Source organism: Wolbachia endosymbiont (group A) of Norellia spinipes (assembly GCF_964273535.1).
In genome coordinates this window covers 971365-996041 of the sequence record NZ_OZ187006.1, presented here as the reverse complement: position 1 = coordinate 996041, position 24677 = coordinate 971365, and the positions used below count along the sequence as shown (strand labels likewise).

The window sequence follows — 24677 nt, the reverse complement described above, 5'->3', positions numbered from 1 at the left end:
AGTTCAATGAGTGAGTAAAACGTATAAGAAAAGAACGAGGTTGATAAGTGAAGCCACTGAAGTGATAATGAATAGACCCTTAGAATAAGCAACCTTATTACCACTAGCTTTATCAAAATACATAACTTTCATGATATTTAAATAATAGTAGCATGATATCACACTCGCTATTACAAGGATCAAAGACAGGCTGATAAAGCCAGAATTTATTAAACTTTTGAATATAAAAAATTTAGCGATAAAACCTGCAAGTGGAGGTATTCCCGACATCGAGAGTAACAGTACAGAAAGATGAAATGCTACAATTGGGTGTTTCTTCCCTATACCAGATAAATTTGCAATATCACAATCGTCATCGTCAATTTGTACGAGATATGAGAATAGTCCTATGCTTGTGATGATATATATCACCAAATACATTAAGGCACTATCTGTTCCTGCTTGTGTAAAAATAGAAAGTGAAGCAAATATAAAACCAATGTGACCAATTGAACTGTAAGCAAGCAGCCTTTTTAAGTTTTGCTGACGCAAGGCCCCAAAAGCTGAGATAAGCACAGACAATGCTGAAACGTATAAGAAAATAGGCTGAACATAACTTTTTACATTTACTAACTCTTCATTCATCAATCGAATTAAAAATGTTACAAGTGCAGCTTTTGGGGCCGTAGAAAAAAACGCAGTTACTATGGTAGGTGCACCTTGATAGACATCTGGAGCCCACATATGAAAAGGAGCAATAGCAAGCTTGAAACACAAACCAATAAGGATAAAAACTAACCCAAAAACTATTCCATAAGTTATCTGATGGTTTTGCAAGAATGAACAGAGCTCAGAGAAATTGACTTGTCCTGTATATCCATAAAGCAGCGACATTCCATATAGCATAATGCAGGAAGATAGTGCACTAAGTGTAAAATATTTCACTCCTGCTTCACATGAATAAGCTGAATCTTTATTAAAGCTCGCAAGAACATATAAAGATATACTCATCAACTCAAAAGCTAAGTAAAAAGAAATCAGACTATTTGCTGAAACCAAAGTTATCATGCCAAATAGCGCAAAAAGAATCAGTATTGAAAATTCATATTTATAGTCATATTTTGATAAATTCAGCATCAAAAGTATTAAAATTCCTGTGCTGAGAATTAACCCTTGGGCTGACCTGATGTATAAATTGAGTTTTAACAACGAATTAAAGAGAAAAATTTCATTGTTTTCTGCCGAAATAATTAAAATAATCAAAGTTACCAATGTGCAGCCAAGTGCTAATAAGTTGATAGTTCGGCGGTTAAATATAATTCCAAGCAGTAGCAACACTAACGAGGAGATAATAGAGAACGTTTCCGGCAATATCTGTATATAATTCATAGCGCATTATATTTGACTAACAAATTTGCCATACATGGCTTCAAATAATTCAGTGCAAGGGTTGGGTAGAATCCAAGCAAAATAACAAACACTGCAAGCAGAATTAAGACAGAAAATTCTATGCTATCCAAGCGATTATTTAATAATTTAGAATAGCTAACCCCCCATATTATTTGCTTACATAAATTCAGCATATAAACTGCGCTTAAAATAGTGCCAAGTGCGATAAATCCTGTAAAAAAACCTATGCTCTTAAACATTCCAACCATAGCCAAAAACTCACCTATGAACCCAGATGTTCCAGGTAGCCCTATTGAAGCCATTGAAAACAAAATGAACATAAAACCAAATTTTGGCATTGTATTTACTATGCCAAAGTACTTTGCAATCTCCAAAGTTCCAGTTCGAGTATATAGCATTCCAACACACAAAAATAAAGCAGCAGAAATAAGGCCATGACTAATCATTTGAAATATGCTACCCAGTACTCCTTCCTCACAAAATGAAAAGAGGCCAGCGGTAACGATTCCCATATGTGCTATTGAAGAATAAGCTATTAACTTCTTTATATCATCTTGAGCAAACGCAACTAGAGAAGCATATATCACCGCAATAATGCTCAGCACAACAACGAAATTTGAAAAATACAAACTTGCCTGAGGAAGCATTGGAATAGAAAACCTTAAAAATCCATATCCCCCCATTTTAATAAGCAAGCCAGCTAAAATCACAGACCCAGAAGTTGGTGATTGCACATGCGCATCAGGAAGCCAAGTGTGAAATGGAAACATAGGTACTTTTATTGCAAAAGAAATAAAAAATGCAATCCACAGCAATGACTGCACTTCAAGATCAAGGCTTGGCACTAATGTAGCTAATTTTTGTATACTAAACGTTCCAAAAACACTATAGATGTATACCAACCCAAGTAGAAATAATAATGAGCCAGTTAATGTATAAAGAAATAACTTAAACGTCGCATATATCCTTTGCTTCCCTCCCCAAATGCCAATAATAAAGAACATTGGTATTAAGACAGCTTCAAAAAACACATAAAAGCTTATAGCATTCAGTGAAACGAAAAAACCGACTACAAAACTCTCAAGCAGTAGAAATAATGCCATATAGGCTTTTAGGGTCGTATAACTCATTTTGCAATTATAGAGCATACAAATAACAAACAAGAAGGTCGTAAGTAGAAGGAAAAGCAACGATATTCCATCCACCCCTATTCCAATATCTCTTACTGGATAGCTGACAAACTGAAAGTCCGCATTGTTATAATCAAATTCTATACAAGCTACAATGCTAAGCAAAAATGGAAGTACAGCAAAAAATAGGGCAAGGAATCTTAAGTGTATAGATTGATGATTAATCCTGATCGAGGATAAAATCAACGCTCCTATCAGTGGAAGCAAGAATATACTAAGTAACAACACCTTCTATTTAATTCCAATAATATATAAAGCACCGATTATTAAAGTAACAAACATAATAAATGCATAATCAAATATATAACCAGTTTGTAACTTTATAGAACTTTTTGAACATTCGTTAACCAACCTTACAACACCATTTGGTCCAAATGAATCAATAGCCTTAACATCAAACTTCCATAGAAGCCTAGATATAAACCTTATCGGTGCAATTATAACAAACTCATACACCTCATCAAAGTACCATTTATTCTGCAAAAACTTAAGTAAAAATTTACTCTTAATTTGCCTAATTACTTGATATTGGTAAATCAGGTACGCAAGAGCTATTCCACTTAGGCTTGCCAAGGTTGGTAGTAGTTTTATAAAGAAATTATGAACTCCATGCTCATCAATCACCATTAAACTTGATTTCCAAAACGCATTACTAGTTATGTTCAAAATATTTGCTCCCCACACTCCAGAAAATACCGATCCAAAAGCAAGTATCAGTAATGGTATAAGCATAATCTTCGGTGCTTCATGTATATTAATTTTACTTTGTTTTTGGCTATGGAACACAAGAAGCAATAACCTCCAAGAGTAAAACGCTGTGAAGAATGGAACAACTAAGCTTATTACAAAAGCAAAGCTATCCGTGCTATAAGCATGTTCAATTATCAAATCCTTTGAGTAAAAACCTGCAAATGGAAATATTCCAGAAAGCGCAAGAGACCCAATCCACATGAGAGTGTAAGTGCAAGGGATTTTCTTCCAGCAATTTCCCATTTTCTGAATGTTTTGCTCATGATGCATTGCATGAATTACATTGCCAGCACCAAGAAATAGTAGAGCTTTAAAAAAAGCGTGTGTCATTAAATGAAAAATAGCAACATTGTAAGCAGAAAGCCCACATGCCATGAACATATAACCAAGTTGGCTGCAGGTTGAATAAGCAATTATTTTTTTTATATCGTTCTGAGTAATCGCAACCGTAGCTGCAAAAAAAGCAGTAAGTGCCCCAACAATAACTATTAATTCTCGTGCCACATTTGATAGCTCAAACAATGGAGAACATTTTGCTACTAAAAATATACCTGCTGTTACCATCGTTGCTGCGTGAATGAGTGCAGAAACAGGGGTTGGCCCTTCCATTGCATCTGGCAACCAAACATGTAAACCAAGCTGTGCAGATTTACCCATACAGCCAATAAAAAGTAATATGCATATTATATGAATTATTTTAAATTCACAGCAGAATGCCCTAATGTTCTGTGCGCCAAGAAGATCAGCTGTGTCAAAAACTTCAGTAAATTTCAAAGAGTGAAATGTATAATAAATAAGAAAGATTCCAATTAATAGTGCAAAGTCTCCTACCCTATTTACAACAAATGCTTTAATTGCTGCATTATTTGCAGAATATTTTTGGAACCAAAATCCTATGAGTAAATAAGAACATAGGCCAACCCCTTCCCAGCCAAAAAAAAGCTGCACGAAATTATCGCTTACAACCAGCACAATCATGCAAAACGTAAATAGCGATAGGTAAGAAAAAAACCTCGACTTCCCTTTATCATGCTCCATATAACCGATAGAATAGAGGTGGACTACTAGTGAAACGGTGGTAATAACAATAAGCATTAAGGATGAGAGAGCATCCACACTAATTGCCCAATTTACTTTTAATACACTTAATGAAAACAAAGGAAATAAAACTAAATGATAGTTTTCAGAGAAGGTGAGAAAAACATACCAAGATAAAACTGCAGATATTCCAATCCCTGCCGTTGTAACTAACTGACTTTTTCTAAAAAGTGCTGCAAATAGCGAACCAAAGAGTGGCAAAAATACTATTAATTTCAGTATATCCATCATACTTTCATTCTTTCATTAAGTTCGCTTGTTCAACATCTATATTGCCACGACTTCTATAATATACAACCAATATTGCAAGCCCAACTCCTGACTCTGCTGCCGCAACAGTCAACACAAACATCACAAAAATTTGCCCAACTATATCATTCATAAAGGCAGAAAAAGCAACTAAATTGATGTTAATCGCCAGCAATAATATTTCTATTGATAACAGTATATTGATTATGCTCTTACGGTTAATGAAAATACCGCACACCCCAATAGTGAACAAAATAGCAGCAACTATCAAAAAATGATTTAATCCTATTTCCATTCTACTCCTTTTCCAAATTTAGCCTTAACCAATTTTACAGATGAAGATTGTGTCAATTGCTTTAATACATTCTGTTTTTTAACTCCTTTTTTCTTGTCCTGCAAAGTAAGAGCAATTGCACCGACAATTGCAACAAGCAGCAGAATACCAGAAAGATGAAAAGCGTACATGTAGTCAGTGTAGAGCAAATTACCGATAGCTTTCACGTTATTGGCATTATAGTTTATAACATTACTTATATTCAGCGTTGAGCTGCGGATTACAAAACTGATAATCAGAAAAAACACAACACATAATATAGCACCAGGAGTGAAATGCTTCGCAAAACCCTGGCGCAACCTTATGTAGTCAATATCGAGCATCATAACTACAAAAAGGAATAACACTGCAACCGCACCGATATATACTATCAGCACCATCATAGCAATGAATTCAGCTCCAAGGAGAATAAAAAGAACTGCAGAATTAACGAAGGTGAAAATTAAAAATAATACTGCATGCACAGGATTTCTTACACTAATTACACAAACAGCAGATAAAATGCTAAGAATTGCGAAAAAATAAAAGAAAAAAGGCATCGATACTTTAACTGCAACAACAATTACTAATTTAAAGTGACTATCGTTGTAAAGTCAATACTAAATGCCTACCTTATGGATTAAACACTCAGGGATAAGGACATTCTTAATTGCAGTACACATACTCATATCAGGATCATTTTGCTTCTCTTCACTGACCTTTTCACAAAATTTTCCAATACCATAACCCACCAGTGCACCAACAACAGTGGCTGCAATAAATACTGCAACAGCAACAACAGGAGTTAAAGCAGCAGCTCCTGCAAGATATGCTATGCTCAAACCTAAAAATAAGCCAATTGCTGTACTGTAGCCAGCATAATATTTGCTATTGTTTTCAGGACTGAATGGTAGATTTTGATTATGGTAATGTACAACAACAGTACAATTTGTAAGCTTAGCTTCTAGCTCTTTTCTAACTTCATCACCAACACCTTCGGTTAAGATAAGATGTTGAAGCTTTGTAAAGTTACCATTAGCTAAAGCTTTTGCACCTTCATTACGAATGTAGTTGTCTTTTAAACTAAGGTATTCAAGCTTTGTAAGATTGTTATTAGCTAAAGCTTTTGCACCTTCATCACCAATATTGTTGTTTTCTAAGTTAAGCTGCTCGAGATTTTCAAACTTACCATTGGCTAAAACTTTTGCGCCCTTTTTACCAATCTTATTCCGGGTTAAATTAAGTTGAACAAGATTGATAAGATTACCTTCAGCCAACCCTTTTGCACCTTCAGAAGCACCAATATTATTTTGCGTTAAATCAAGATATTTAAGATTTTCAAGCTTACCATTAGCTAAAGCTTTTGCACCTTTACCACCAATTTTGTTACATGATAATTTAAGCCATTCAAGACTTGTAAGATTACCGTTAGCTAGAGCTTTTGCACCTTCATCACCAATATTGTTGTTTTTTAAATTAAGCTGCTTGAGATTTTCAAGCTTACCATTGGCTAAAGCTTTTGCACCTTCATCACCAATATTGTTGTTTTCTAAGTTAAGCTGCTTGAGATTTTTAAGCTTGCCATTGGCTAAAGCTTTTGCACCTTCAACACTAATATTGTTACTCAATAAGTTAAGTCTAGTCAGACTGGTAAGACTAGCTAAAGCTTTTGCACCTTTATCACTAATGTTGTTCATGGATAAATCAAGTGAAGTAAGATGTGTAAGCTTAGCTAACTCTTTTGCATCTTCATCATCAATTTTACACCATTCTAGACCAAGTTCTGTAATGTGTGTTTCATTTTGTAAAAACCTTACTAGCTCTTTAACCACTATATCTACAGCAACACATCCATGTATAAAAAGTGCATTGCCTTTAATATATTTGTCAAAATCCATTTTTCCTCCTCACAAGAATTATCATATAAACATTTTAGCCTGTATCTCAGTGATTGTCAATTATTGACTTGTATCCTTATAATGTAAGGTATTGGAACTGAAATAGATTGTCCCGGCAGGTTATACTAGAATTAGTACAATAAATTGGTATGGTGGGACCATACACCTAGGACATTCTTTAACTGTTCTATTCAATAAAACCTTTACAATATTTCGATCATAGGTTTAACTTTACGAAGTTATAATCTATAGAGCTGCAAATGAACGATTATCTCTCACTGCTAAATCCAGAACAACAATTAGCTGTAACTAACATAGATGGACCGGTTTTAATATTGGCAGGAGCCGGAACCGGAAAAACAAGAACGATCACTTCAAGAATAGCGCACATAATTAGGAACGGTCACGCTTACTCTGATGAGATATTAGCAGTGACATTCACAAACAAAGCAGCAAATGAGATGGTATCAAGGGTACTTGAGCTAACAGGCACAAACATACCATGGCTTGGCACTTTCCATGCAATTGCAGCAAAAATTCTACGTCATCATGCTGAAGTCGTGGGGCTAAATTCCAATTTTACAATTATTGGTGTGGATGACCAATTACAGGTAATAAAAAACATCATGAATGAAATCAGCCCTGATTACCTATCAGAAAAATGTAAGACCATTATGAATATTATTCAGCAATGGAAAGAGAAGTGTTTGTTGCCATCTGAAGTGGAAGACGTTCAATCATTTAGATCAGTATACGTGATTGCACTCAAAGTCTATCACCAGTATCAGGAAAGGTTAAAATTCCTTAACTCTGTCGATTTTGGTGACTTATTGCTATATAACATACAACTCTTTAATCAAAAGACCGAAGTTCTGTCCTACTACCAAAACAAGTTTAAGTATGTCATGGTAGATGAGTATCAAGATACAAATGCAATACAATATCTTTGGCTAAAATACCTTGCAAAAAAGCACTCAAATATTTGCTGTGTGGGAGATGACGATCAGTCAATATACAGTTGGCGTGGTGCAGAAGTTGAAAACATTTTAAAATTTTCTGATGATTTTAAAAATGCAAAAACTGTCAAACTAGAGTGTAACTATAGATCAACATCTCACATACTTGCAACTGCGTCATATGTTATCAATCACAATAAAACTCGGCTAGAAAAAAAATTGTGGACAACAAACGTTGAAGGGGAAAAGGTAAATCTAATAAAATTATGGGACGGAAAAGCTGAAGCAAGGTTCATAAGCGAACAGATATTAAAGCTCAATAAATACAGATTTAGTGACATTGCAGTGCTGGTAAGGGCCACTTTTCAAACTAGAGTTCTCGAAGAGTATTTTATAAAATATTCAATTCCCTACAAGATTATAAGTGGCGTAAAATTCTACGAACGTCAGGAAGTCAGGGATATAATTGCATATTTAAGACTCGTTACAAACAATAACGATGACTTAGCTTTCGAAAGGATCGTAAATCGGCCAAAAAGAAGCATAGGAGCTACAACTCTAAAGAAAATATACACGACTGCTCAGGATAACAAAATTTCTTTTTTTGAGGCAGCAAAAATATTAGTTAATAGTAATCAAGTAACCGAAAGAATTAAACTCTCACTAAATGATTTTTTAAATAAAATTAAAGCTTGGGAAGAAATAGTAAGCGTAAAACCACTGCATGAATTCGTTAAAATCGTAGCAAACCAATCAGGGTATATTGAAATGCTTGAAAATGAGGAAGTAACAGGCTTAGCACGAATAGAAAATGTCAAGGAGCTCATCTCATCTTTAAAAAATTTCGATAATGCCACAACTTTCTTGGAGCATATAAGTCTAGTGATGGAAGTGGATAATATGAATAACGATGACACCGTATATGTTATGACTCTTCATGCAGCCAAAGGACTTGAATTCCCGTGCGTGTTTCTACCTGGTTGGGAAGAGGGATTATTTCCTCATCAAAGATCTTTTGAAGATAAAAGTGGTAAAGCTTTAGAAGAAGAAAGGAGACTCGCATATGTTGGCATAACCAGAGCCAAAGAAAGGTTAATCATTTCATGTGCAGATAGGAGGGAAATTAACAACCAGTGGCAACCGATGCGCACTTCTCGGTTCATTAAAGAATTGCCAAGAGAAAATGTTGAGGTAATCAAGAGTAACGCCTACTGTTGAAGCTATAACTGCAGATAAACATATCTTACAAATCTGAATTACTTCAACTATATGTGTAACCAGACTGCATTCTGTGATTTTTAGCAAAACATGATCTTTCATTTGAGCTTTCTTCAATTTAAAATAAATACAGAAAATTGCTGCCTATAGCTAAACTGACTTAGATTTACCGACAATTTGAAAAACCGTCATTCCGCTACTAGTTAGCGCCGCGGCGCTATGACGGTTCGCGGCGGCATCCTCGTCATCCCGCTACTTGTTAGCGGGATCTGTGCTAAGAGATACCGCGGCAGCATAGCTATAGCTATCTTCAAAAATATGGTTGAATAATTGTTAATAATAGTGTATAATTATTAATATTTTCAAGCATTTTTGCCATGGCTCTTTCAAAATTTCTCGATCCTCGCAATGATTTGTGTTTCAAAAAAATCTTTGGAACGGAAAAAAATAAGAATATCCTGATCCACTTTTTGAACGATATTTTAGGGTTTACTGAGATAAATGCAATACAAGAAGTTGAGTTTCTTAGCACTATTATGGATCCCGAAGTTGCCTCTGATAAACAAAGTATTGTTGATGTTCTCTGCAAGGATTCTCACGGAAATAGATATATAGCAGAAATGCAGCTTGCTAGAGACAAGGGCTTCGAAAAACGCGCTCAATTATATGCCGCTAAAGCCTACTCAAGACAATTAGATAAATCTGGCAACTACATTGATTTAAAGAAAGTCTTCTTTATTGCTATATCAAATTGTAACTTACTTCCTGAAGAAGTTGATTATATTTCTACTCACAATATACGTGATATAAAAACTAACGGCCATTACTTAAAAGATTTTCAATTTATCTTTATAGAATTGCCCAAATTTTCAAAAAGTAAAGTAGAGCAGTTAGAAAGTATAGTAGAAAGGTGGTGTTTCTTTTTTAAATACGCAGAAGAAACAACAGAAGAGGACTTAAAAGAGATAGCAGAAAAAGCGCCAATAATAAAGCTAGCATATGATGAATTAGACAAGTTTCGTTGGAACGAAAAAGATTTAGTAGCTTACGAAGAAAGAATAATGGATCTACGGAAAGAAGAAGCCATTCTTGAATACAGACTTGATCTTGCTGAAGAGAAAGGTATACAAAAAGGTATAGAGAAAGGGAAAATTGAAGGGAAAATTGAAGTCGCAAAAGCAATGCTGGCTAATAATGTTGATGTCAACACTATTGTCAAGTTTACAGGCCTTTCTATTAGTGAGATTGAAGGGGAGTGTTAAATAAACTGTGTCAAACCGCATTTTTAGTTCAACTCAATTTTCAATCTGCCAGGAAAGAAAACACCAAGTTGAGAGATAGTTAATGCCCAATCATGTACAGGCATCGTCCACTTTTCCTCTGCCTTCTTTATAGCACAATATACCTGCTTATACAAGGCATTTATGCTGGTAAATGAGCCTTTGGTCTTAGTGAATTTCCTAATTTGCCTATGTAGCCCCTCTATGGGATTGGTGGTGTAGATTATCCTCCTAACTGGACCAGAATACTTAAAATAACCAGACAAGTTTTCCCAATTATTCTGCCAAGATTTTATAACCATAGGGTACTTTGTGCCCCATTTTTCATCCAATTCCAACAGATAATTCTCGGCAATTTCCTTGCTTGAAGCTTGATATACCTTCTTTAAATCGCTCAAAAAACTCTTCGCATCTTTACTGGCCACATACTTCAGTGAGTTGCGTATCTGATGCACTATACACATCTGCACTTCCGCATTAGGAAAGACACTGTTTATAGCTGCAGGAAAGCTTTTCAGCCCATCAACGCAGGCAATAAGGATATCTTCTACTTGTATCTTGTCAAAAGCATCTAATGTTTTAAGCTTAAGCATTAGGTGGAGAAGGGAGGAACTCTGTGCTTCTTCTTAGATATAAAATCTGTAGAGGAGATAAGAATTCCCTTCTCAAAAGTATAGGCTGGAAGGTATCGTAGAAAGACCTGAATGGTTCTAATTCTGTATTCACAAGACTAGCCTTACTTTTCATTTTTAATGGTAACGTATGGGGTTATATATGATCAACAACTTTTTGGGCATAGATATATCAAAAGATCGCTTTGATGTTTTTCTCTCATTTATAAGCAAAAAAGGAAAGCGTGAAACTAGAAAAAGAAGCTTTAAGAACGATGGTTTCAAAGTCTACTGAATTTTCTACACAAACATAATGTAGAAAAAGTAAAAACCTGCATGGAATCTACTGGTTGTTATAGCGAAGCACTGGCTGAATTTCTACACAATGCTGGACATTTTGTAAGTGTTGTAAATCCTTATTGCATAAAATCTTATGCAAGGAGTAAGCTGATACGACAAAAGAATGATCAGACCGATGCAGAAGTTATTGCTGATTATTGCCAAAGACAGGAACCTTCTAGTTGGACACCACCTTCTCCTGAAATGAAAAAATTAAAACATCTTTATCGTTGCTCAGTTGCGTTAAAAGATGAGTTAACATTAGTAAATAACCACTTAGAAAAAAAAGAGAGACTGCCTAAAGAAGTTGCAAATGCTTGGGAAGACCTTGCAATGAATATAGCTCAAAAAATAGAAACAATAAAAAACTCCGTACGTGAACTATTAAATCAACACAAAGAATTGTTGGAAAATTTTCAACTTCTATTGACTATTCCAGGCATAGGAGAAGAATCAGCAATAGCTATTTTAGCTGAAGTTTCTGATATAGAGGTTTTTAGAGATGCCAGGCAATTGGCAGCATATACAGGAGTTATACCACGAAATATGACGTCAGGTTCCTCTGTATATGCCAAACCCAGATTAAGTAAATCCGGTTCACAAACATTACGTAAGGCACTTTTCTTTCCTGCCATAGTAGCTAAGAATCACAATCCTATCATTATGAGCTTTTGCCAAAGATTAAAGGAAAAGGGTAAGCATAATATGGCCATCGTTGGTGCTGCAATGCGTAAGCTACTCCATATCATTTTCGGTATTCTGACATCCAAAAGTGCTTTTGATCCTAACCATATCAAAAACTACAGGGCTAGGAGGTTGACTGAAGGTTTAGTACTTTAAAATCAAAAATGCTTCCTATCTATCTTATGTAAAGTGGTATCTTACACAAATTTATTGAATGTTGTTGGTTAGTGGATATGTTGATAAGTAAACTTCATCTGTTTTGTGCGTATAAAACTAATTTACTTATCAACATATCCACTAACTATAATCTGTGTACTGTTACACAATTGGAAGTATTTTTTGATTTTATGATGCAACTTGGGAAATTTTTATAATTTTTTTGTTGACTAACAAGACGGTATCTCCTGTCATCCGAGTAGCTGACACTGGGATCCAGAAAACTTAATTTTAACCAAGTGGCTGCATAATAAAGACTGGATCCCAGACTGGAATGACACCCTACTTAACCGTCATACCGCGATTCATTCGCGGTATCTCAGCCGCTAACAAGAGATCCCGCTAACAAGCAGCGGGATGACGATTGTCGTTTAGCTACAAACGTTAAGAAATTTACTAAACGAAAAAAAAGGCAAAAGAAGCCCTGGTCATTGTCTATTTTCTGTATTGGCGTTTTTTTAAGTCTTAAACACTGCAATTTAGCTGCTTTTAAGTGCAACTCACCTTAGTTCAAATGTTTAAGAAATTTACTAAGCAGAAAAAAAGGCAAAAGAAATCCCGTGTTAGCTAGTTGTCACTCTCTAATCCTGCAAATTGGCGTACTATACTGTCTTAAACGACTTATAAGCGCGTTTCAGCTTGTGTGGGTAAAAACCCAGAAATGTTGTGAAGACATAAGGTGCACATAGTGCAAAAAATTAAAAATAAGACGCCAACTACGTTGTTTTTTTGCTGTTTAATCTGCACAGATGAAGATAACTAAATACCTTCAGTTTCATGATAAGGGGGCTGACGGAGTTTGTCAAGTAAGTTTTGCATTTCTGTGAGCTACCAAGTGATACATACGAACTTTTTTATATGATGATTTCATTATACGCTAAAACTAGCCGTATTAGCCCATTTCATCCATATCTACATACGAACTATTTTGCCTAACTTTGTTGCAAAGATTTCAAAATTCTATTTTCGTAACTCCATTTTTACGCAACTTGTTCTCAAAAATATACGATCTTTTTTGAGGGAGTAAACAATTGAATTCTTTATAACACTAGCTAGCATGGTACTTTTACTAAAGTATTTTTTGAAAAAGTTAGTTGACTTATAAATAATTCTCTACTAATACTGGCATGTATTTGTTTATTCTGCTGAAGTTGCTCCATACAGGTTTGCTGTAAAAACTTCAGCAGTTTCCGTACTCCTTTAAAGCATCATATTCCTATATATTAAATATAGCTGGTGTTCTCAGTTTTGTTGATCTATAGTAAAATTGGCTAAAACTTCCAGTAATAAACAACTTTTAACCTAGCAGTACTCACCATAAAAACTTAACAAAAATATGAGTAGTAAAAAGATTATGTTGAAATTAGCTTGACACATACTACACATTCTATATAATATATTCTATATCTAGAGCTAGCAGGTAATATGGGTACAGGGTCAGTAAAATATATTGCAGAACCTATCAGTGAACAAAGCAAACACACTGATGAGCAAAAACTGAAGTGTGACCTAAGTGCTGGACAAGAGTGTTCAGAAATAGGTAGCCCAAAAACAGAAGCAACTGAATTACCAGTAGATAGTTATTATGAATTCATTAAGCGAGATTTATTTTGGGCTGATAGAAGTTTGATAGATGATAAAAAATACTTAGAGGATTTAATAGATGAGTGGCTTATTCATGCACCTAACTTAAAACTGGAAGAGAGTCAAAAAAAGTTAAATCAAAAATTACTCAATAGTATTATAAAAGATTTTAATATGGGGAATTATGACTCATTTTCAAATCTTAAGCAGTTTTTAGAAAGTAACGAGAAAAATAAAGACCTGAAGTACGTTCTTAATCTAAAAAGAGGGCATCTAGGAACAACAGTATTGAATGTGTTTGTTGCACACGATGAAGCCATTCATCCTCTTCTCAAAGCTGGTGCTGATCTAAATATGAAGGATAATAAAGGTAAAACACTTTTGCATGATACTGCTATTTATTCCAGTGAGTATGAAGGTCTAAAGTATCTCTTAGATGCAAAAACTGATCCAAATATACAAGATAAAAAAGGTAATACACCTTTACACTATTATGCTGCTAATTGTAATGATTATAGCAGAAAGGTTATGGATTTACTCATAAGCAAAGGAGCTGATTTAAACATAAAAAATAACAATGGAAAAACCCCACTGCAAATTGCAATTGATAGCAACAATATTATAGAGTGTTTTTTAACTGACAACCAAAAAAAGTTAAGAGACCAACTACGTAAAATGGTTAAAGCTACAGATTCTGATGAAGATTGGGATAATCCTTATGGTCCAGGTGTTGAAGATCTGAAAAAATTTTTAGATAAACATAAAAATAACCAAGATTTAAAGATAGTTTTAAATGTTAAGGGTGATAGTTCAATTTGGCCGTTTTGTCAATTTCCTGATGTAAAAGCTTTACTCTTAAAAGCAGGAGCAACTGACTTTGTAGGTAATAAGCAAGATAATTGTGAAAAATGTGATAGTCTCTTATCAGAGATGTATCAAACAAATCAACTTGCTAAGCTAAATAAGTTTTTGAGTAAGGTAGTAAAAGCTAAAAGCATGATTGAACTACAGGAAGTTGTAAATGAGATTATAGCTTCTGGAATGAGATTAAATTTTGCTAAAGACAAAGATTATTACTTTGCAGATCACGTACTAGAAAAAATTGCTCAGCTAGAAGGAAGCTATGGAATTGCCAGTGATATAGTATGTGCATTAATATCGAGAGGAGCAAAGTTAAAAAACTCAGATAGTTTAAAAGTCATTGATACAATAGAACGAGAGTTTAAAGATCATAAAGCTAATGTAATCAAGTCTCATGTAGAGTACATTAATTATGCTGAAGAATTTTTTAGAGTTGCAAAGGATGCTACCAGTGGTCAACTGTGTGATGGAAAAATCGATAACAGTGTATCTTACTTAGAATACTCAGAGGATAGTATAATAGATGTTGCAAAAATCACAGATAGAACAAGGAATTTAGGAATACCTCAAGGAGAAAAAGGATATGGAAGGAGTGTAATAAAAATTGGCAAAAGTGAGGTGGAAATTATAACCCAAGATGGCATAAGGAATTACACAAATCTTGCAGAAGGCAGCGATATAGTATTAACTTTCTATACCAGTTTGGGAAATATAGACGTTAGACTGTATCCTGACGTACAAGATAAAAGCAAAATTATAGTAAAAGTGAGTAATAAAGAGGAAGTATTGGAAAAATTCAAAGGTCATGAAGAAGAATTAGGCGAGGATTGTGCACTTGGTGATTATGATATCTACTATGCTATTGAACAGGGATATTTTGAAAGGTCTGGAAAATTAATACATCCTGAAGTAATAAGCGAGTCTAACAACAAATGGACAGAACGTGAAGAGTTAAGAAAGGATTCTATGGAGGAAGTTGCTAGAAGGCATAAGTTATTACAAGATTTACGCAATATTGAGTCTAATATTGTGAAAAAGGAGAAGAATTTTGACGTAAAAACTTACCTGATAGATATCTTTAAAATTTTATCTAGGTTCTATGAAGAAAAAGGGGATATTTCTAAAACAGACTTAGCTAAAGCAGCAGAAAAGGAAAGTAAAAAATTGGGGTTAGAAGGTAAATACAACTGGAGTAAGATTTTTGGTTTAGAGGAAGAAATTATTGAAAAGGCAGAAAAACAAGGTGATAAAGAGCAAAAATCAAACATACCTGATGACTTCTATTTAGGGCACGCAATCAATAATGGAAGCTGTTTTTTTGATTCATTCAGGCAAAGTCTGGAACAACAGAAGGGAATCAAAGTTACTGTAGAGCAGTTAAGGAATGAGTGTAAGAGATTTGCGCAAGACAATCCTCCAGAGTGGTTTATAAGTAAAATTGGCAATGACTTTGATGAGGTTGAAGGTGAGTTCGTAAATCGTGGAATTACGTGTAACCAATATATCAATAGCATTGGAAAGAATGAATTTTGGGGACGTTCCGATATCGAGGGCAGAGTACTTTGTGATAAGTATGGTGTGAAATTGCATGTTGCAGAAAGTAACCCATTGCACACTATTGATAAGCAACAAGATCCGTTCTTGCATCAGTTAATAGATAGCTCAGGATCAAAAGCAGGTAAGATAGATTATAGTCACAATAGTGTCTTACATATGGTAAATGGAGGCCATGATCATTTTCAACCCCTACTTTATAGAAATAAGGCCTTGGCAAAACAAACGCAAGAACAAAAAGATTCCTTATGCTATTCAAGCTTGCCAAGCTGTAGTATGGATGAGTTAAAGATAGAAAAAGCATCTCATCAACAGAAGGCACTGCTTGTAAGTAGACCATAGCTTTGTATATGATTTGTTACACAGCAATGATGGGAGAAGTTTATTTAGTAAGTTGAAAAAGAAACTATTTTATTTAAAAAGTTTACTTAATGTTTATGGATTTTCAAGTACACTCTCAGATTCAAAACTTACTATTACCCACAAATATAAATGTTTGTTGCATAGCTCTTAATGGCATAACTTTTGCTTGAAATAACTGTTTATATGGTGCAATTTACAGCTTTTAGTTGCTAAAATTATAACTCTTAGTTTAATAATTTTAATCTAATAAGCTTTCAGGTTAATAAAATTAAATTATTTGAGTAAATACAATACTATGTTTTTATTTGTGGGTAGTAGTAAGGATTCAAAAGGGGCTATAGATTGCTCAACATGTACTACTTTCTGGAGTTGTGTGCTGTGGTTTAGAGTATTGCTTTTTTTGATGTTTACAGAATTTTCCTCCAAATCTACCATTAAAATATGCAGCTAAAATTGGATACATTTTTTATCACTATTGCATCTGATATGCTAAAATCTTCATCATTTACATTGATATTTTCATATAATTGATTCTGTAACATTGATTTACTTTTCTATATCAATCTCAACATCTTTTGGCATGGCCCTTTTCTGTTGCTTTTATAAATCAAGACCGTAGAATTTCTCCAATTGCTCACTCCACAGCATCGGTATTTCTCTCAAATCAACTAATTTCAAATCTCTTGGCTGTCTCCCATTCACTATGTCTTCTTTAATCTTCGGAGCTAAATAATTTAATCTTAAAATTTGTTGTATGCGTCTTGTACCTATATTAATTTTGGCACTCAGTTCCTTCACACTTCCATATTTCCCCTCTTCTAGCTGACGTTTCCAGGAATGGGCTCTTACCACTGCTTTCAGTAGCGCATTATTTGTTTTTCCTTCTGGCTCTACTACTGTGCATTTGTTTCCTTTCTTCTTTATTGGTATAAACTTTTCCTCTGATTCAGAACTCACTTCTATTCCATCTTCCTTAACCATTACTCCCTTTATTAACTTTTTCACTACTTCTTTCTGCTTTCCAAAACTTAAATTTTTCCATTTTTCTTCGGTCTTTTCTCCCCGTTTTTCATATAGCTGCTCTGTCTTTCTCATCACTTCTTTTTCCACCTCTCCCGCTACTATAGTTCTGTTTATTGATTCACAACCTTTTCCCCTTAAATGGTTATTGCACACGTAATATCGGTACCTTTTATTTTCTTTTTTTGCATACGTTAGTGTCATATTTACACCACAGCTCTTGCACTTAATTATTCCCTTTAGCAACGCTTCCTCGTATTTCGCCTTTCTATATGGTTGATTCTTTATCAATTCCTGCGCTTTTTGCCATTTTTCCTCTTTTATTATTGCTTCATGCTTTCCCTCATACTCTTTCTCATAATGCCGTATTTTTCCCATATATATTGGATTTGTTATTATTCTTCTCACTGTCGCTTTTTTAAAGATATCTGATTTTGTTCTGTAACCTTGACTATTTAGCTCCCTTGCCAATTCTGCCATTGATTTTAGCTCCAAATATCTTTCAAATATGTGCCCTACTATTTTCGCTTCTTTTTCATTTATTATTAATTCTTTATCTTTTACATCATATCCAAGCGGTAAAGTTCCACCCATCCATAACCCCTGCTCCTTTGATGTTGCTATTTTATTTTTTACTCTTTCTACAATCATTTCTCTTTCTAGTTGTGCTGCTCCTGACAATACCGTTTGTACAAATTTTCCCATTGGCGTATTATTATCAAATATTTGTGTTACTGCTACAAAATTTACTCGGTGCCTTCTAAAAAATGACGTTACTTCAATGCTGTCTTTTGTTTCTCTTGATAGCCTATCTAGCGTATATACTACTACACAATCTACTTCTCCTGTTTTTACATCTTCAAATAATTCCTTTATTGCTGGTCTTTCTAAATTTTTCCCTGAATATCCACCATCATCGTACCTTTTTACCAATGCTACCCATCCTTCTCGGCTTTTTATATATTTTTCACATGCTACACGTTGCGCATCAAGACTATTAAATTTTTGTTCTAGACCATCTTCATTTGACTTCCTAGTATATATCGCACATCTTACCTCTTTCAGCATTCTTTCTCCTTATCTCTCATTCCAAATAGAAGCGGCCCATTGTAACTCATTCCCATTATTTTTCCGGCTACTGCTGACAATGACGTGTAAAACTCTTCTCTGTAGATTAAACCCTTATCTGTTACCATTACCGCATGCGTCTCTTCTCCTCTCTCTAATATTAGCTCTGTTCCTGCTACTGGAAGTTTGTCACTACTTATTCTTTTTCCCTTCTCTAGCCGATCTGCCAGATACTCCAGTCTTTTTGCTCCTTTTCTTGACATTTCTCCATACGCTTTTTCCTGCATTCTATAAGCTAATCTTGGTATCAGATATTTCTTTGAGTATCTAGGCGCTTCTTTCCCAAATACCTTCTTCCACGTTTTTCTCAGCTCATCCAAAGGTTTTCTCTCTAAATTCATTACTTTCTTTTCTACTTCTTTCTCCATATTTTTAGCCTTTCATAAATAACTTTTCAATTCTGTCTGTTTCTTTCTTTAATACCTCGGTTATCTCTTTACTATTTTTCGCATAATCCATTGCTGTCATTCCGAACTTATCTTCTTGCTCTATTTCTGCTCCTGCTTCCACTAACTCTTTTACTATTTCCACTTTTCCCACCATACATGCAAGGTGCAATGGAGTGCATTTATTGCCATACTCTTCAGCATTTACATTTGCTCCTGACTTTATCAATTCTCTCACGGTTTCTAGACGTTTTTCCGTTACCGCTAGATGCAGTGCTGTATATCCTTCTATATCTTTAGCATTCACATTCGCTCCTTTTTCGACTAGTAACCTCACTGTTTTTGCGTCTATTGCATAATGCAGAGCTGTTCTTCCATTCTCGTCTCTTGCATAAATATTTTTATATGAGTTCTCTAATAGTGACTCCTCTTTTTTACCCAGCTTTACCATAACTTACCCCACTTTTTCTTTAAATTTAAATCCCTAAGCCTTCCTTCTCACCCCCTCATCTATCATTTCGTTCACTTTGCTCATTATCTTGCTTGCTAAATTTTGACATTCTTTCTTTATTAGCGATTTGTCTCTCTTCCTTATTTCTCCTATCTCTATTATTTTTAGCTCCGGCATGTAGCTTCCATTCAACATGTCTGCTATTTCTCCCACTAGCCCCTCTATTCCATAGCACGTCAGTTCTCTACTTTTTGTTACTCCTCCTTTTTCTCTTAAAAATTTACTTGCCTTTTCACTCTCTTTGCTATCACATAGACAATACTTTTCACTTTCCCAGATATAGTACATTGGTGTTGCACCATATTTATTCAGTTGATTAACTTCAGCTCCGGCCTTTACTAGCTCTTTTATTATTTCAACTCCTGCTCCTCCTATTTTGCACGCAGAGTGCAGTGGCGTACATCCAGTGACATATTGAGTGGCATTTACTTCTGCTCCCGATCTTAGCAGCACTTTTATATTTTCTAAGCTTTTCGCAAATACTGCACAGTATAGTGGTGTATAACCATTTTTATCTCTTGCATTGATCTCTGCTCCTTTATTTATTAATAACCTTACTGTTTTGTAATCAGAGATTTCTACTGCTTGGTGCAATATCGTCTCTCCTTCTTCATTTCTTTTATTAATATCTTTAAATCCGTTACTTGATACTTCTTTAAAAAACTTACTCTTGCTAAAACTGTTCGGTAGAAGCTGTAGCTTTACTCCTCTCGTTTGAGTTTTATTACTACAACTCCCCCTAAAGAACCGTGCTTGCAGATTTCCCGCACACGGCTCATCAATATTAGTTTTCACAGTCGTCCCTCTTATGCATATAAAGAAAAATGTATTTTTGGCTTTGGTAATGGATTTACTTCTACGTAGTGTACAAACTGTTCCCAGGTCATACTCTTTTTCTGACTACGCCGATTTATCCATTTAAATGCTAGCTTTCTTACTGATGTGTAAAATTGTTTCAAACACCAATAATTTCCGCTAATACCAAAGTAGTTATAGTGTCCTGTTAATTTAGCCTTCAGTACTTGCCACCAATCTTTAAGTCGAATACCTCCGCGGACTATTTTCAACCACTCCTTGATTTCTTTTAGTTTTCTGGCTAGATTTAACTTTGAGGTTTTATGTCCCATTATTAATCTACCACGACGACTTTTTGCACCATAGTTCGTAAACCCCAGAAAATTGAAACTTTCCGTCCTTCGTTTCTCTCTTATCGCTTGTTGCCACTCCCTCTTGCCAAACTTTACTACTCTGGTCTTGTTTTCAGATACTTCCAACCCAAATTTATTTAGCCTTTGTTTCAGTAATTCCAGAAATTCTTCCGCGTCTACCTTACTTTCGCAACAAACCACAAAATCGTCGCAAAACCTTATTAGTTGTATATATCCTCTGGATCTTGGTTTAAATTTCTTTTCTATCCATAAATCCAACACATAATGTAAGTATATATTTGCTAATACAGGACTTACTATACCACCTTGGGGTGTACCTTGTTTTGTTGCTTCATAATTTCCAGCTTCGACTATCCCTGCCTTGAGAAACCGCTTTACTAACCACCGCAAATTTGGGTCAGTTATTCGTTCCCTTAGACATCTCATTAGCCATTTATGCTGTATATTATCGTAGAACTTCTTGATATCCACTTCTACAATGTAGTTTATTGGCTTGTACATAACTGCTTTATCTAGTGCATTTACCGCTTGATGACAGTTTCTTCCAGGTCGAAATCCATATGAGCTGTCCAGAAAGTTTGCCTCGTAAATATTTTCTAGTATCTTCTTCAGCATAATCTGTACTAATTTATCCTCGGTCGATGGTATTCCGAGTCCGCGTTTCTCTTTACTTCCAGCTTTCGGTATATATACCCTCTTTACTGGTTGTGGTTGATATTGCTTCCTCTTCATACTTTCTACTAGCACTTCGAGTTTCTCATTCAGATTTTCTCCGTATGATTCCACTGTTATCTGGTCTACTCCACAAGCCTTGTTACGCTTCAGTTCTTTATAACATCTCGCAAGATTCTCTGTATTTATCAGATGGACTAACGATGTGAATTTTAGTCGCTTATCTTGCTTTGCTCTTACTGCTATCTGGTTTAGTTTATTTTGCATGTTATTCCAACCTCCGTTGTATTGGCCTAGCAATCCCTATTCCAGTTACTATATTGCTGATCGCTTCCCCTTGTACGTGGCTTTCCCACATTCTGAGTACTATCAATCAGTCCGACTTCCCCTGCATCTTCCGCTAGTTCTTGCCTTTGTTGACTTGTTCCAGCGTACCTTTGTAGGAATGCATAGGATCTCCCAAGTTCACTTGAAGTCCATTTCAATACATGGCACGGTCTCAGATCCCGATAGAGTGAGTGATAACTTGCCTTTACGTTATCCTTCATGCTGTCTTCCATGGCCATGAAAATGTCGACCTCTATGTCTTCAGGTATTTCGGAACTCAATCCCTTCACTTTCGTTGTACCCTGCATTGTCCATCCCACTAGCTCTATTACACTCGTTACCTCATGCAACATAGTGGTCTGTTCCAAACTGTTGGCTAGACTTTGTTTGTGTTGGATTTTCACCAACTGTTCTCCAAGCACTTCTTGGCGCACCATTTCATACCTCACAAAATTAGCTTTTCTAGCGCCAGACAAATTTCTTATATTTACCTGCCGCTATTCAAGTCATGTCCGTTTTAGCATAAGAAAGCAAGTCTTTTTCTTTTTATTTCATACACTTTTACCTATTATTAATATAATATATGAGGATCTAAATATAAGTACTTAGCTTATTATACATATTACTTGACTATTTTTCCAACTTCTGTGCAAATGTCGATGTTCGTGCCACTTCAGTACTCCTGGATAAAATACTAAAATGTGCTTTTCTAATTCGTGTATTGAGTCTTTTTGCTCTGAATCCAAATCATTTTTATAGTAAACGTTGTGTTCTGCTAAAACATATTTTCTGACCTTCTGATCTGTATAATTTTCTAATTTGTAACGATGGATAATGCTGAATCTTTCTAAAATTGGTTTGTGTTTTAAATTCCAACGTTGCCATGAAAGTTTATCGTTTCCCAATACAAATTTATTTCCTTCTTCTTCTATGCTACCAACCGGAAAGCACGCATTTGTTTCTCCTAAGTTCCAACTGTCCGATAATACTATCTGCGCTTTAGCAAATTTAATCGATGGTAATAAGCTTTGAGTTAGAGGATACAGGGCTTTTAAGTTATACCACTGATGACTTCTTTCATAAATGCCTTGGTAATCCTTTATGTGAGGCTCTGTTTCTCCAAGTACTGCCACATCTAACCGATATACATCATTACTAAATGCTTGCTCATAATGAACACGAAAAGTACTAAACTTAAAACTTGGATTTAAGATTTTTAGCTCAAATGCGTTCTTTCTACCAAATGACAACACTGGTCCATCTTTTTCAACTTTTCTACCTGAATAGTCTGACAATAAGCTGCCGAATAAACTTTCATCTAAAATAAACCTATCAACGTTATAGTGATCATTGAAAATCCTCATTAGCCGCGATCTTGCTGGTAACGATAGTTTTGCAAGTTCTACTACTGCATCCACAAAAAAGTCATTTGGAACATCTTTTATTCCTATCTGTAATTCAAAAAAGTGCTTGCCAGGTGGCTCCTCAATAATTGTAATATCTTCTATATTTGCCCATTTTAGTGCTATTTTTAGTGATGCTGGAGTTCCTCTCAGTCTTTGAAATTTTACTCCTTCTACTACGGCTTTTCTTCTATCTTTTACCCAACGCAGTATCTCTTCTAAACCATATTCTTCTATTATCCACGGCAATGTTTCTTCTTTAAGACTAAACTTAAATCCTCTGATACAGTTTGGATCTACTTTATAATCTATCGCATCTACTAGCGCTCTTTCCTGCCTTGTTGCATTTGGTGGCAGTAACATTAATTCAACTCAATCTTTAAATTTCTCAAATTTGCACATTCATTTCCCAGAACCACAACATCCTCTTTTGGCTCGATTAATTCTACGTTTTCTACACCATCTACAAATAAATTCGCTATTATCCATGATCTTGTAACATTCCATCCCAGCCTTCTACTTGCTTCAAACTTCTTGATGAACTGTTCCTTAATTTCCTCCTTTGATATTACAGAACTTATGCTCATTCTGCTGTCAATATCTATTTCCGTAATATTGCAACCAATTACTGTTACTGTATCTGTTAAAACCCTTATATCATCTCTATTAACTTGCTTTCTTACAATTTTAAGTAGCTCTTCTAACACTATGCCAGTTATGGATAATTCTGTTGATAAGATTGAAATTTGTACTTTCCCTGGTATAGGTGATTCTACTAGTGCATCTTTTACTCTACTATCTGCTGACAGTGCATGATATTTATAATATTCCTTACTTCCTCCTGTTGACCAACCTGCTATCTTTGCTTTAATTCTTTTTCTAAATCGTTCATCATCTTCTTCTTTTTGCCTCTCCACTCCATAAAACTCAGCTAAATTATCAAGATCTTCTCCTGTCGCAAATTTTAGTAAATTGCTCTTTACTGATTCATTTATTCTTTGTCTTAGTAACAATTCCCTCCATGCTGCTACTTCTAATACCTTCATCGCTGGGTCACTTTCTACTAACGCTGAAAAGGTTTCATCTCTACACACTAACTCCTCCTTCATTCTGGAAAAGATTTCCTCATAGCTTAGTTTTTCAATAATATTAGATGTCTGCATTTCTAAACAACTACTCCACTAATACCTATGAATTTGCCTTCTGAAAGATACATACCTTCAAGTACAAGAGTCATTTTTCCTTCTTTAGCTTCAGCAATCTTTACTTTTTCTAACTTAAATCTCTTCTCAAATTTCCCCAGTGCTTCTGCTGTTGCTGCATAGATTTCCAAAGTTAAATCTCTATTTATTGGCTTATCCACCAATTCAAATAATCTTGAGCCATAATCTCTCCTCATTATTCTACTGTTTACTGGAGTGGTCAGTATATCAATTATCGATTGCTTTAAGTGCTCTATTCCTTCTAACGCTTTTCCTGTTTTAGCATCCATTCCTCTCATATATTTT

At 34.9% G+C, this 24677-nt stretch carries 18 protein-coding genes and 2 pseudogenes; 4 read left to right on the top strand and 16 right to left on the bottom strand.

Features of this window, described 5'->3' with window-relative positions; genetic code table 11:
- Positions 1-3: 3 nt before the first annotated feature.
- From ACFZP3_RS04870 to ACFZP3_RS04845, 6 genes are read right to left on the bottom strand one after another with little or no spacing between them, the layout of a single operon-like run.
- Entirely contained in the window at positions 4-1368 is a 1365-nt protein-coding gene (locus ACFZP3_RS04870; RefSeq protein ID WP_386086969.1) for an NADH-quinone oxidoreductase subunit N, read from the bottom strand.
- On the bottom strand, positions 1365-2807 hold the full coding sequence (locus tag ACFZP3_RS04865; RefSeq protein ID WP_253309434.1) for a NuoM family protein: 1443 nt from the start codon (positions 2805-2807) through the stop codon (positions 1365-1367). The genes ACFZP3_RS04870 and ACFZP3_RS04865 overlap by 4 nt, the downstream gene beginning before the upstream one ends.
- Positions 2808-2810: 3 nt before the next feature.
- Positions 2811-4658 carry an NADH-quinone oxidoreductase subunit L gene (gene nuoL / locus ACFZP3_RS04860; RefSeq protein ID WP_386086968.1) on the bottom strand — a complete coding sequence of 616 codons (1848 nt, stop codon included), beginning with the start codon at positions 4656-4658 and terminating at the stop codon, positions 2811-2813.
- 4 nt (positions 4659-4662) lie between these two features.
- Positions 4663-4971, bottom strand: coding sequence for an NADH-quinone oxidoreductase subunit NuoK (gene nuoK / locus ACFZP3_RS04855; protein WP_019236815.1), 309 nt, complete (start codon positions 4969-4971; stop codon positions 4663-4665).
- A complete protein-coding gene (locus ACFZP3_RS04850) occupies positions 4962-5549 on the bottom strand; it encodes an NADH-quinone oxidoreductase subunit J (protein WP_253309432.1) in 588 nt (195 codons plus the stop codon). The genes nuoK and ACFZP3_RS04850 overlap by 10 nt, the downstream gene beginning before the upstream one ends.
- A 60-nt stretch (positions 5550-5609) precedes the next feature.
- Positions 5610-6887, bottom strand: a complete 1278-nt coding sequence (locus ACFZP3_RS04845) for a hypothetical protein (RefSeq protein WP_265016509.1) — start codon at positions 6885-6887, stop codon at positions 5610-5612.
- Between the two features lie 260 nt (positions 6888-7147).
- Here ACFZP3_RS04845 and ACFZP3_RS04840 point away from each other — a divergent pair, with 260 nt between their 5' ends.
- Both ACFZP3_RS04840 and ACFZP3_RS04835 read left to right on the top strand, forming a co-directional pair.
- Positions 7148-9061 (top strand): ATP-dependent helicase, encoded by a 1914-nt coding sequence (locus ACFZP3_RS04840; RefSeq protein WP_265016508.1) that lies wholly within the window; start codon positions 7148-7150, stop codon positions 9059-9061.
- A 377-nt stretch (positions 9062-9438) separates the two neighbouring features.
- Positions 9439-10323 (top strand): Rpn family recombination-promoting nuclease/putative transposase, encoded by an 885-nt coding sequence (locus tag ACFZP3_RS04835; RefSeq protein ID WP_264688444.1) that lies wholly within the window; start codon positions 9439-9441, stop codon positions 10321-10323.
- Between the two features lie 23 nt (positions 10324-10346).
- On the opposite strand, the pseudogene ACFZP3_RS04830 reads toward ACFZP3_RS04835, so the two are convergent.
- Positions 10347-10892 (bottom strand): annotated as a pseudogene (locus tag ACFZP3_RS04830) (IS256-like element ISWpi15 family transposase); the annotation flags it as partial.
- A gap of 223 nt (positions 10893-11115) precedes the next feature.
- On the opposite strand from ACFZP3_RS04830, the pseudogene ACFZP3_RS04825 reads away from it, so the two are divergent.
- A pseudogene (locus ACFZP3_RS04825) lies at positions 11116-12131 on the top strand (IS110 family transposase).
- 1485 nt (positions 12132-13616) lie between these two features.
- Positions 13617-16532, top strand: coding sequence for an ankyrin repeat domain-containing protein (locus tag ACFZP3_RS04820; protein WP_386086967.1), 2916 nt, complete (start codon positions 13617-13619; stop codon positions 16530-16532).
- Positions 16533-17153: 621 nt separating this feature from the next.
- Here the strand turns inward: ACFZP3_RS04820 and ACFZP3_RS04815 are convergent.
- From ACFZP3_RS04815 to ACFZP3_RS04775, 9 genes are all read right to left on the bottom strand, one after another.
- Positions 17154-18641, bottom strand: a complete 1488-nt coding sequence (locus ACFZP3_RS04815; protein WP_264706140.1) for a recombinase family protein — start codon at positions 18639-18641, stop codon at positions 17154-17156.
- Entirely contained in the window at positions 18635-19069 is a 435-nt protein-coding gene (locus tag ACFZP3_RS04810) for a DUF2924 domain-containing protein (RefSeq protein ID WP_386086966.1), read from the bottom strand. The genes ACFZP3_RS04815 and ACFZP3_RS04810 overlap by 7 nt, the downstream gene beginning before the upstream one ends.
- Before the next feature lie 4 nt (positions 19070-19073).
- The gene (locus ACFZP3_RS04805; protein ID WP_386086965.1) at positions 19074-19538 is read right to left on the bottom strand and encodes an ankyrin repeat domain-containing protein; all 465 of its coding nucleotides are present in this window, start codon (positions 19536-19538) and stop codon (positions 19074-19076) included.
- Between the two features lie 33 nt (positions 19539-19571).
- On the bottom strand, positions 19572-20225 hold the full coding sequence (locus ACFZP3_RS04800) for an ankyrin repeat domain-containing protein (protein WP_386087114.1): 654 nt from the start codon (positions 20223-20225) through the stop codon (positions 19572-19574).
- A gap of 179 nt (positions 20226-20404) precedes the next feature.
- Positions 20405-21706 carry a group II intron reverse transcriptase/maturase gene (gene ltrA / locus ACFZP3_RS04795; protein WP_386086776.1) on the bottom strand — a complete coding sequence of 434 codons (1302 nt, stop codon included), beginning with the start codon at positions 21704-21706 and terminating at the stop codon, positions 20405-20407.
- 26 nt (positions 21707-21732) lie between these two features.
- The gene (locus ACFZP3_RS04790) at positions 21733-22203 is read right to left on the bottom strand and encodes a hypothetical protein (RefSeq protein WP_386086775.1); all 471 of its coding nucleotides are present in this window, start codon (positions 22201-22203) and stop codon (positions 21733-21735) included.
- A gap of 168 nt (positions 22204-22371) precedes the next feature.
- A complete protein-coding gene (locus tag ACFZP3_RS04785) occupies positions 22372-23532 on the bottom strand; it encodes a phage tail protein (protein ID WP_386086964.1) in 1161 nt (386 codons plus the stop codon).
- The gene (locus ACFZP3_RS04780) at positions 23532-24332 is read right to left on the bottom strand and encodes a baseplate J/gp47 family protein (RefSeq protein WP_386086963.1); all 801 of its coding nucleotides are present in this window, start codon (positions 24330-24332) and stop codon (positions 23532-23534) included. The genes ACFZP3_RS04785 and ACFZP3_RS04780 overlap by 1 nt, the downstream gene beginning before the upstream one ends.
- Before the next feature lie 2 nt (positions 24333-24334).
- Positions 24335-24670 (bottom strand): GPW/gp25 family protein, encoded by a 336-nt coding sequence (locus ACFZP3_RS04775; RefSeq protein WP_264735441.1) that lies wholly within the window; start codon positions 24668-24670, stop codon positions 24335-24337.
- Positions 24671-24677: the final 7 nt, after the last annotated feature.

Bases quoted from the DNA above. Each gene is read 5' to 3' on its own strand.
- ACFZP3_RS04870 (WP_386086969.1), bottom strand. From the start codon at position 1,368: ATGAATTATATACAGATATTGCCGGAAACGTTCTCTATTATCTCCTCG.
- nuoL (WP_386086968.1), bottom strand. From the start codon at position 4,658: ATGATGGATATACTGAAATTAATAGTATTTTTGCCACTCTTTGGTTCG.
- nuoK (WP_019236815.1), bottom strand. From the start codon at position 4,971: ATGGAAATAGGATTAAATCATTTTTTGATAGTTGCTGCTATTTTGTTC.
- ACFZP3_RS04850 (WP_253309432.1), bottom strand. From the start codon at position 5,549: ATGCCTTTTTTCTTTTATTTTTTCGCAATTCTTAGCATTTTATCTGCT.
- ACFZP3_RS04845 (WP_265016509.1), bottom strand. From the start codon at position 6,887: ATGGATTTTGACAAATATATTAAAGGCAATGCACTTTTTATACATGGA.
- ACFZP3_RS04840 (WP_265016508.1), top strand. From the start codon at position 7,148: ATGAACGATTATCTCTCACTGCTAAATCCAGAACAACAATTAGCTGTA.
- ACFZP3_RS04835 (WP_264688444.1), top strand. From the start codon at position 9,439: ATGGCTCTTTCAAAATTTCTCGATCCTCGCAATGATTTGTGTTTCAAA.
- ACFZP3_RS04820 (WP_386086967.1), top strand. From the start codon at position 13,617: ATGGGTACAGGGTCAGTAAAATATATTGCAGAACCTATCAGTGAACAA.
- ACFZP3_RS04815 (WP_264706140.1), bottom strand. From the start codon at position 18,641: ATGCTGAAAGAGGTAAGATGTGCGATATATACTAGGAAGTCAAATGAA.
- ACFZP3_RS04810 (WP_386086966.1), bottom strand. From the start codon at position 19,069: ATGGAGAAAGAAGTAGAAAAGAAAGTAATGAATTTAGAGAGAAAACCT.
- ACFZP3_RS04805 (WP_386086965.1), bottom strand. From the start codon at position 19,538: ATGGTAAAGCTGGGTAAAAAAGAGGAGTCACTATTAGAGAACTCATAT.
- ltrA (WP_386086776.1), bottom strand. From the start codon at position 21,706: ATGCAAAATAAACTAAACCAGATAGCAGTAAGAGCAAAGCAAGATAAG.
- ACFZP3_RS04790 (WP_386086775.1), bottom strand. From the start codon at position 22,203: ATGGTGCGCCAAGAAGTGCTTGGAGAACAGTTGGTGAAAATCCAACAC.
- ACFZP3_RS04785 (WP_386086964.1), bottom strand. From the start codon at position 23,532: ATGTTACTGCCACCAAATGCAACAAGGCAGGAAAGAGCGCTAGTAGAT.
- ACFZP3_RS04780 (WP_386086963.1), bottom strand. From the start codon at position 24,332: ATGCAGACATCTAATATTATTGAAAAACTAAGCTATGAGGAAATCTTT.
- ACFZP3_RS04775 (WP_264735441.1), bottom strand. From the start codon at position 24,670: ATGAGAGGAATGGATGCTAAAACAGGAAAAGCGTTAGAAGGAATAGAG.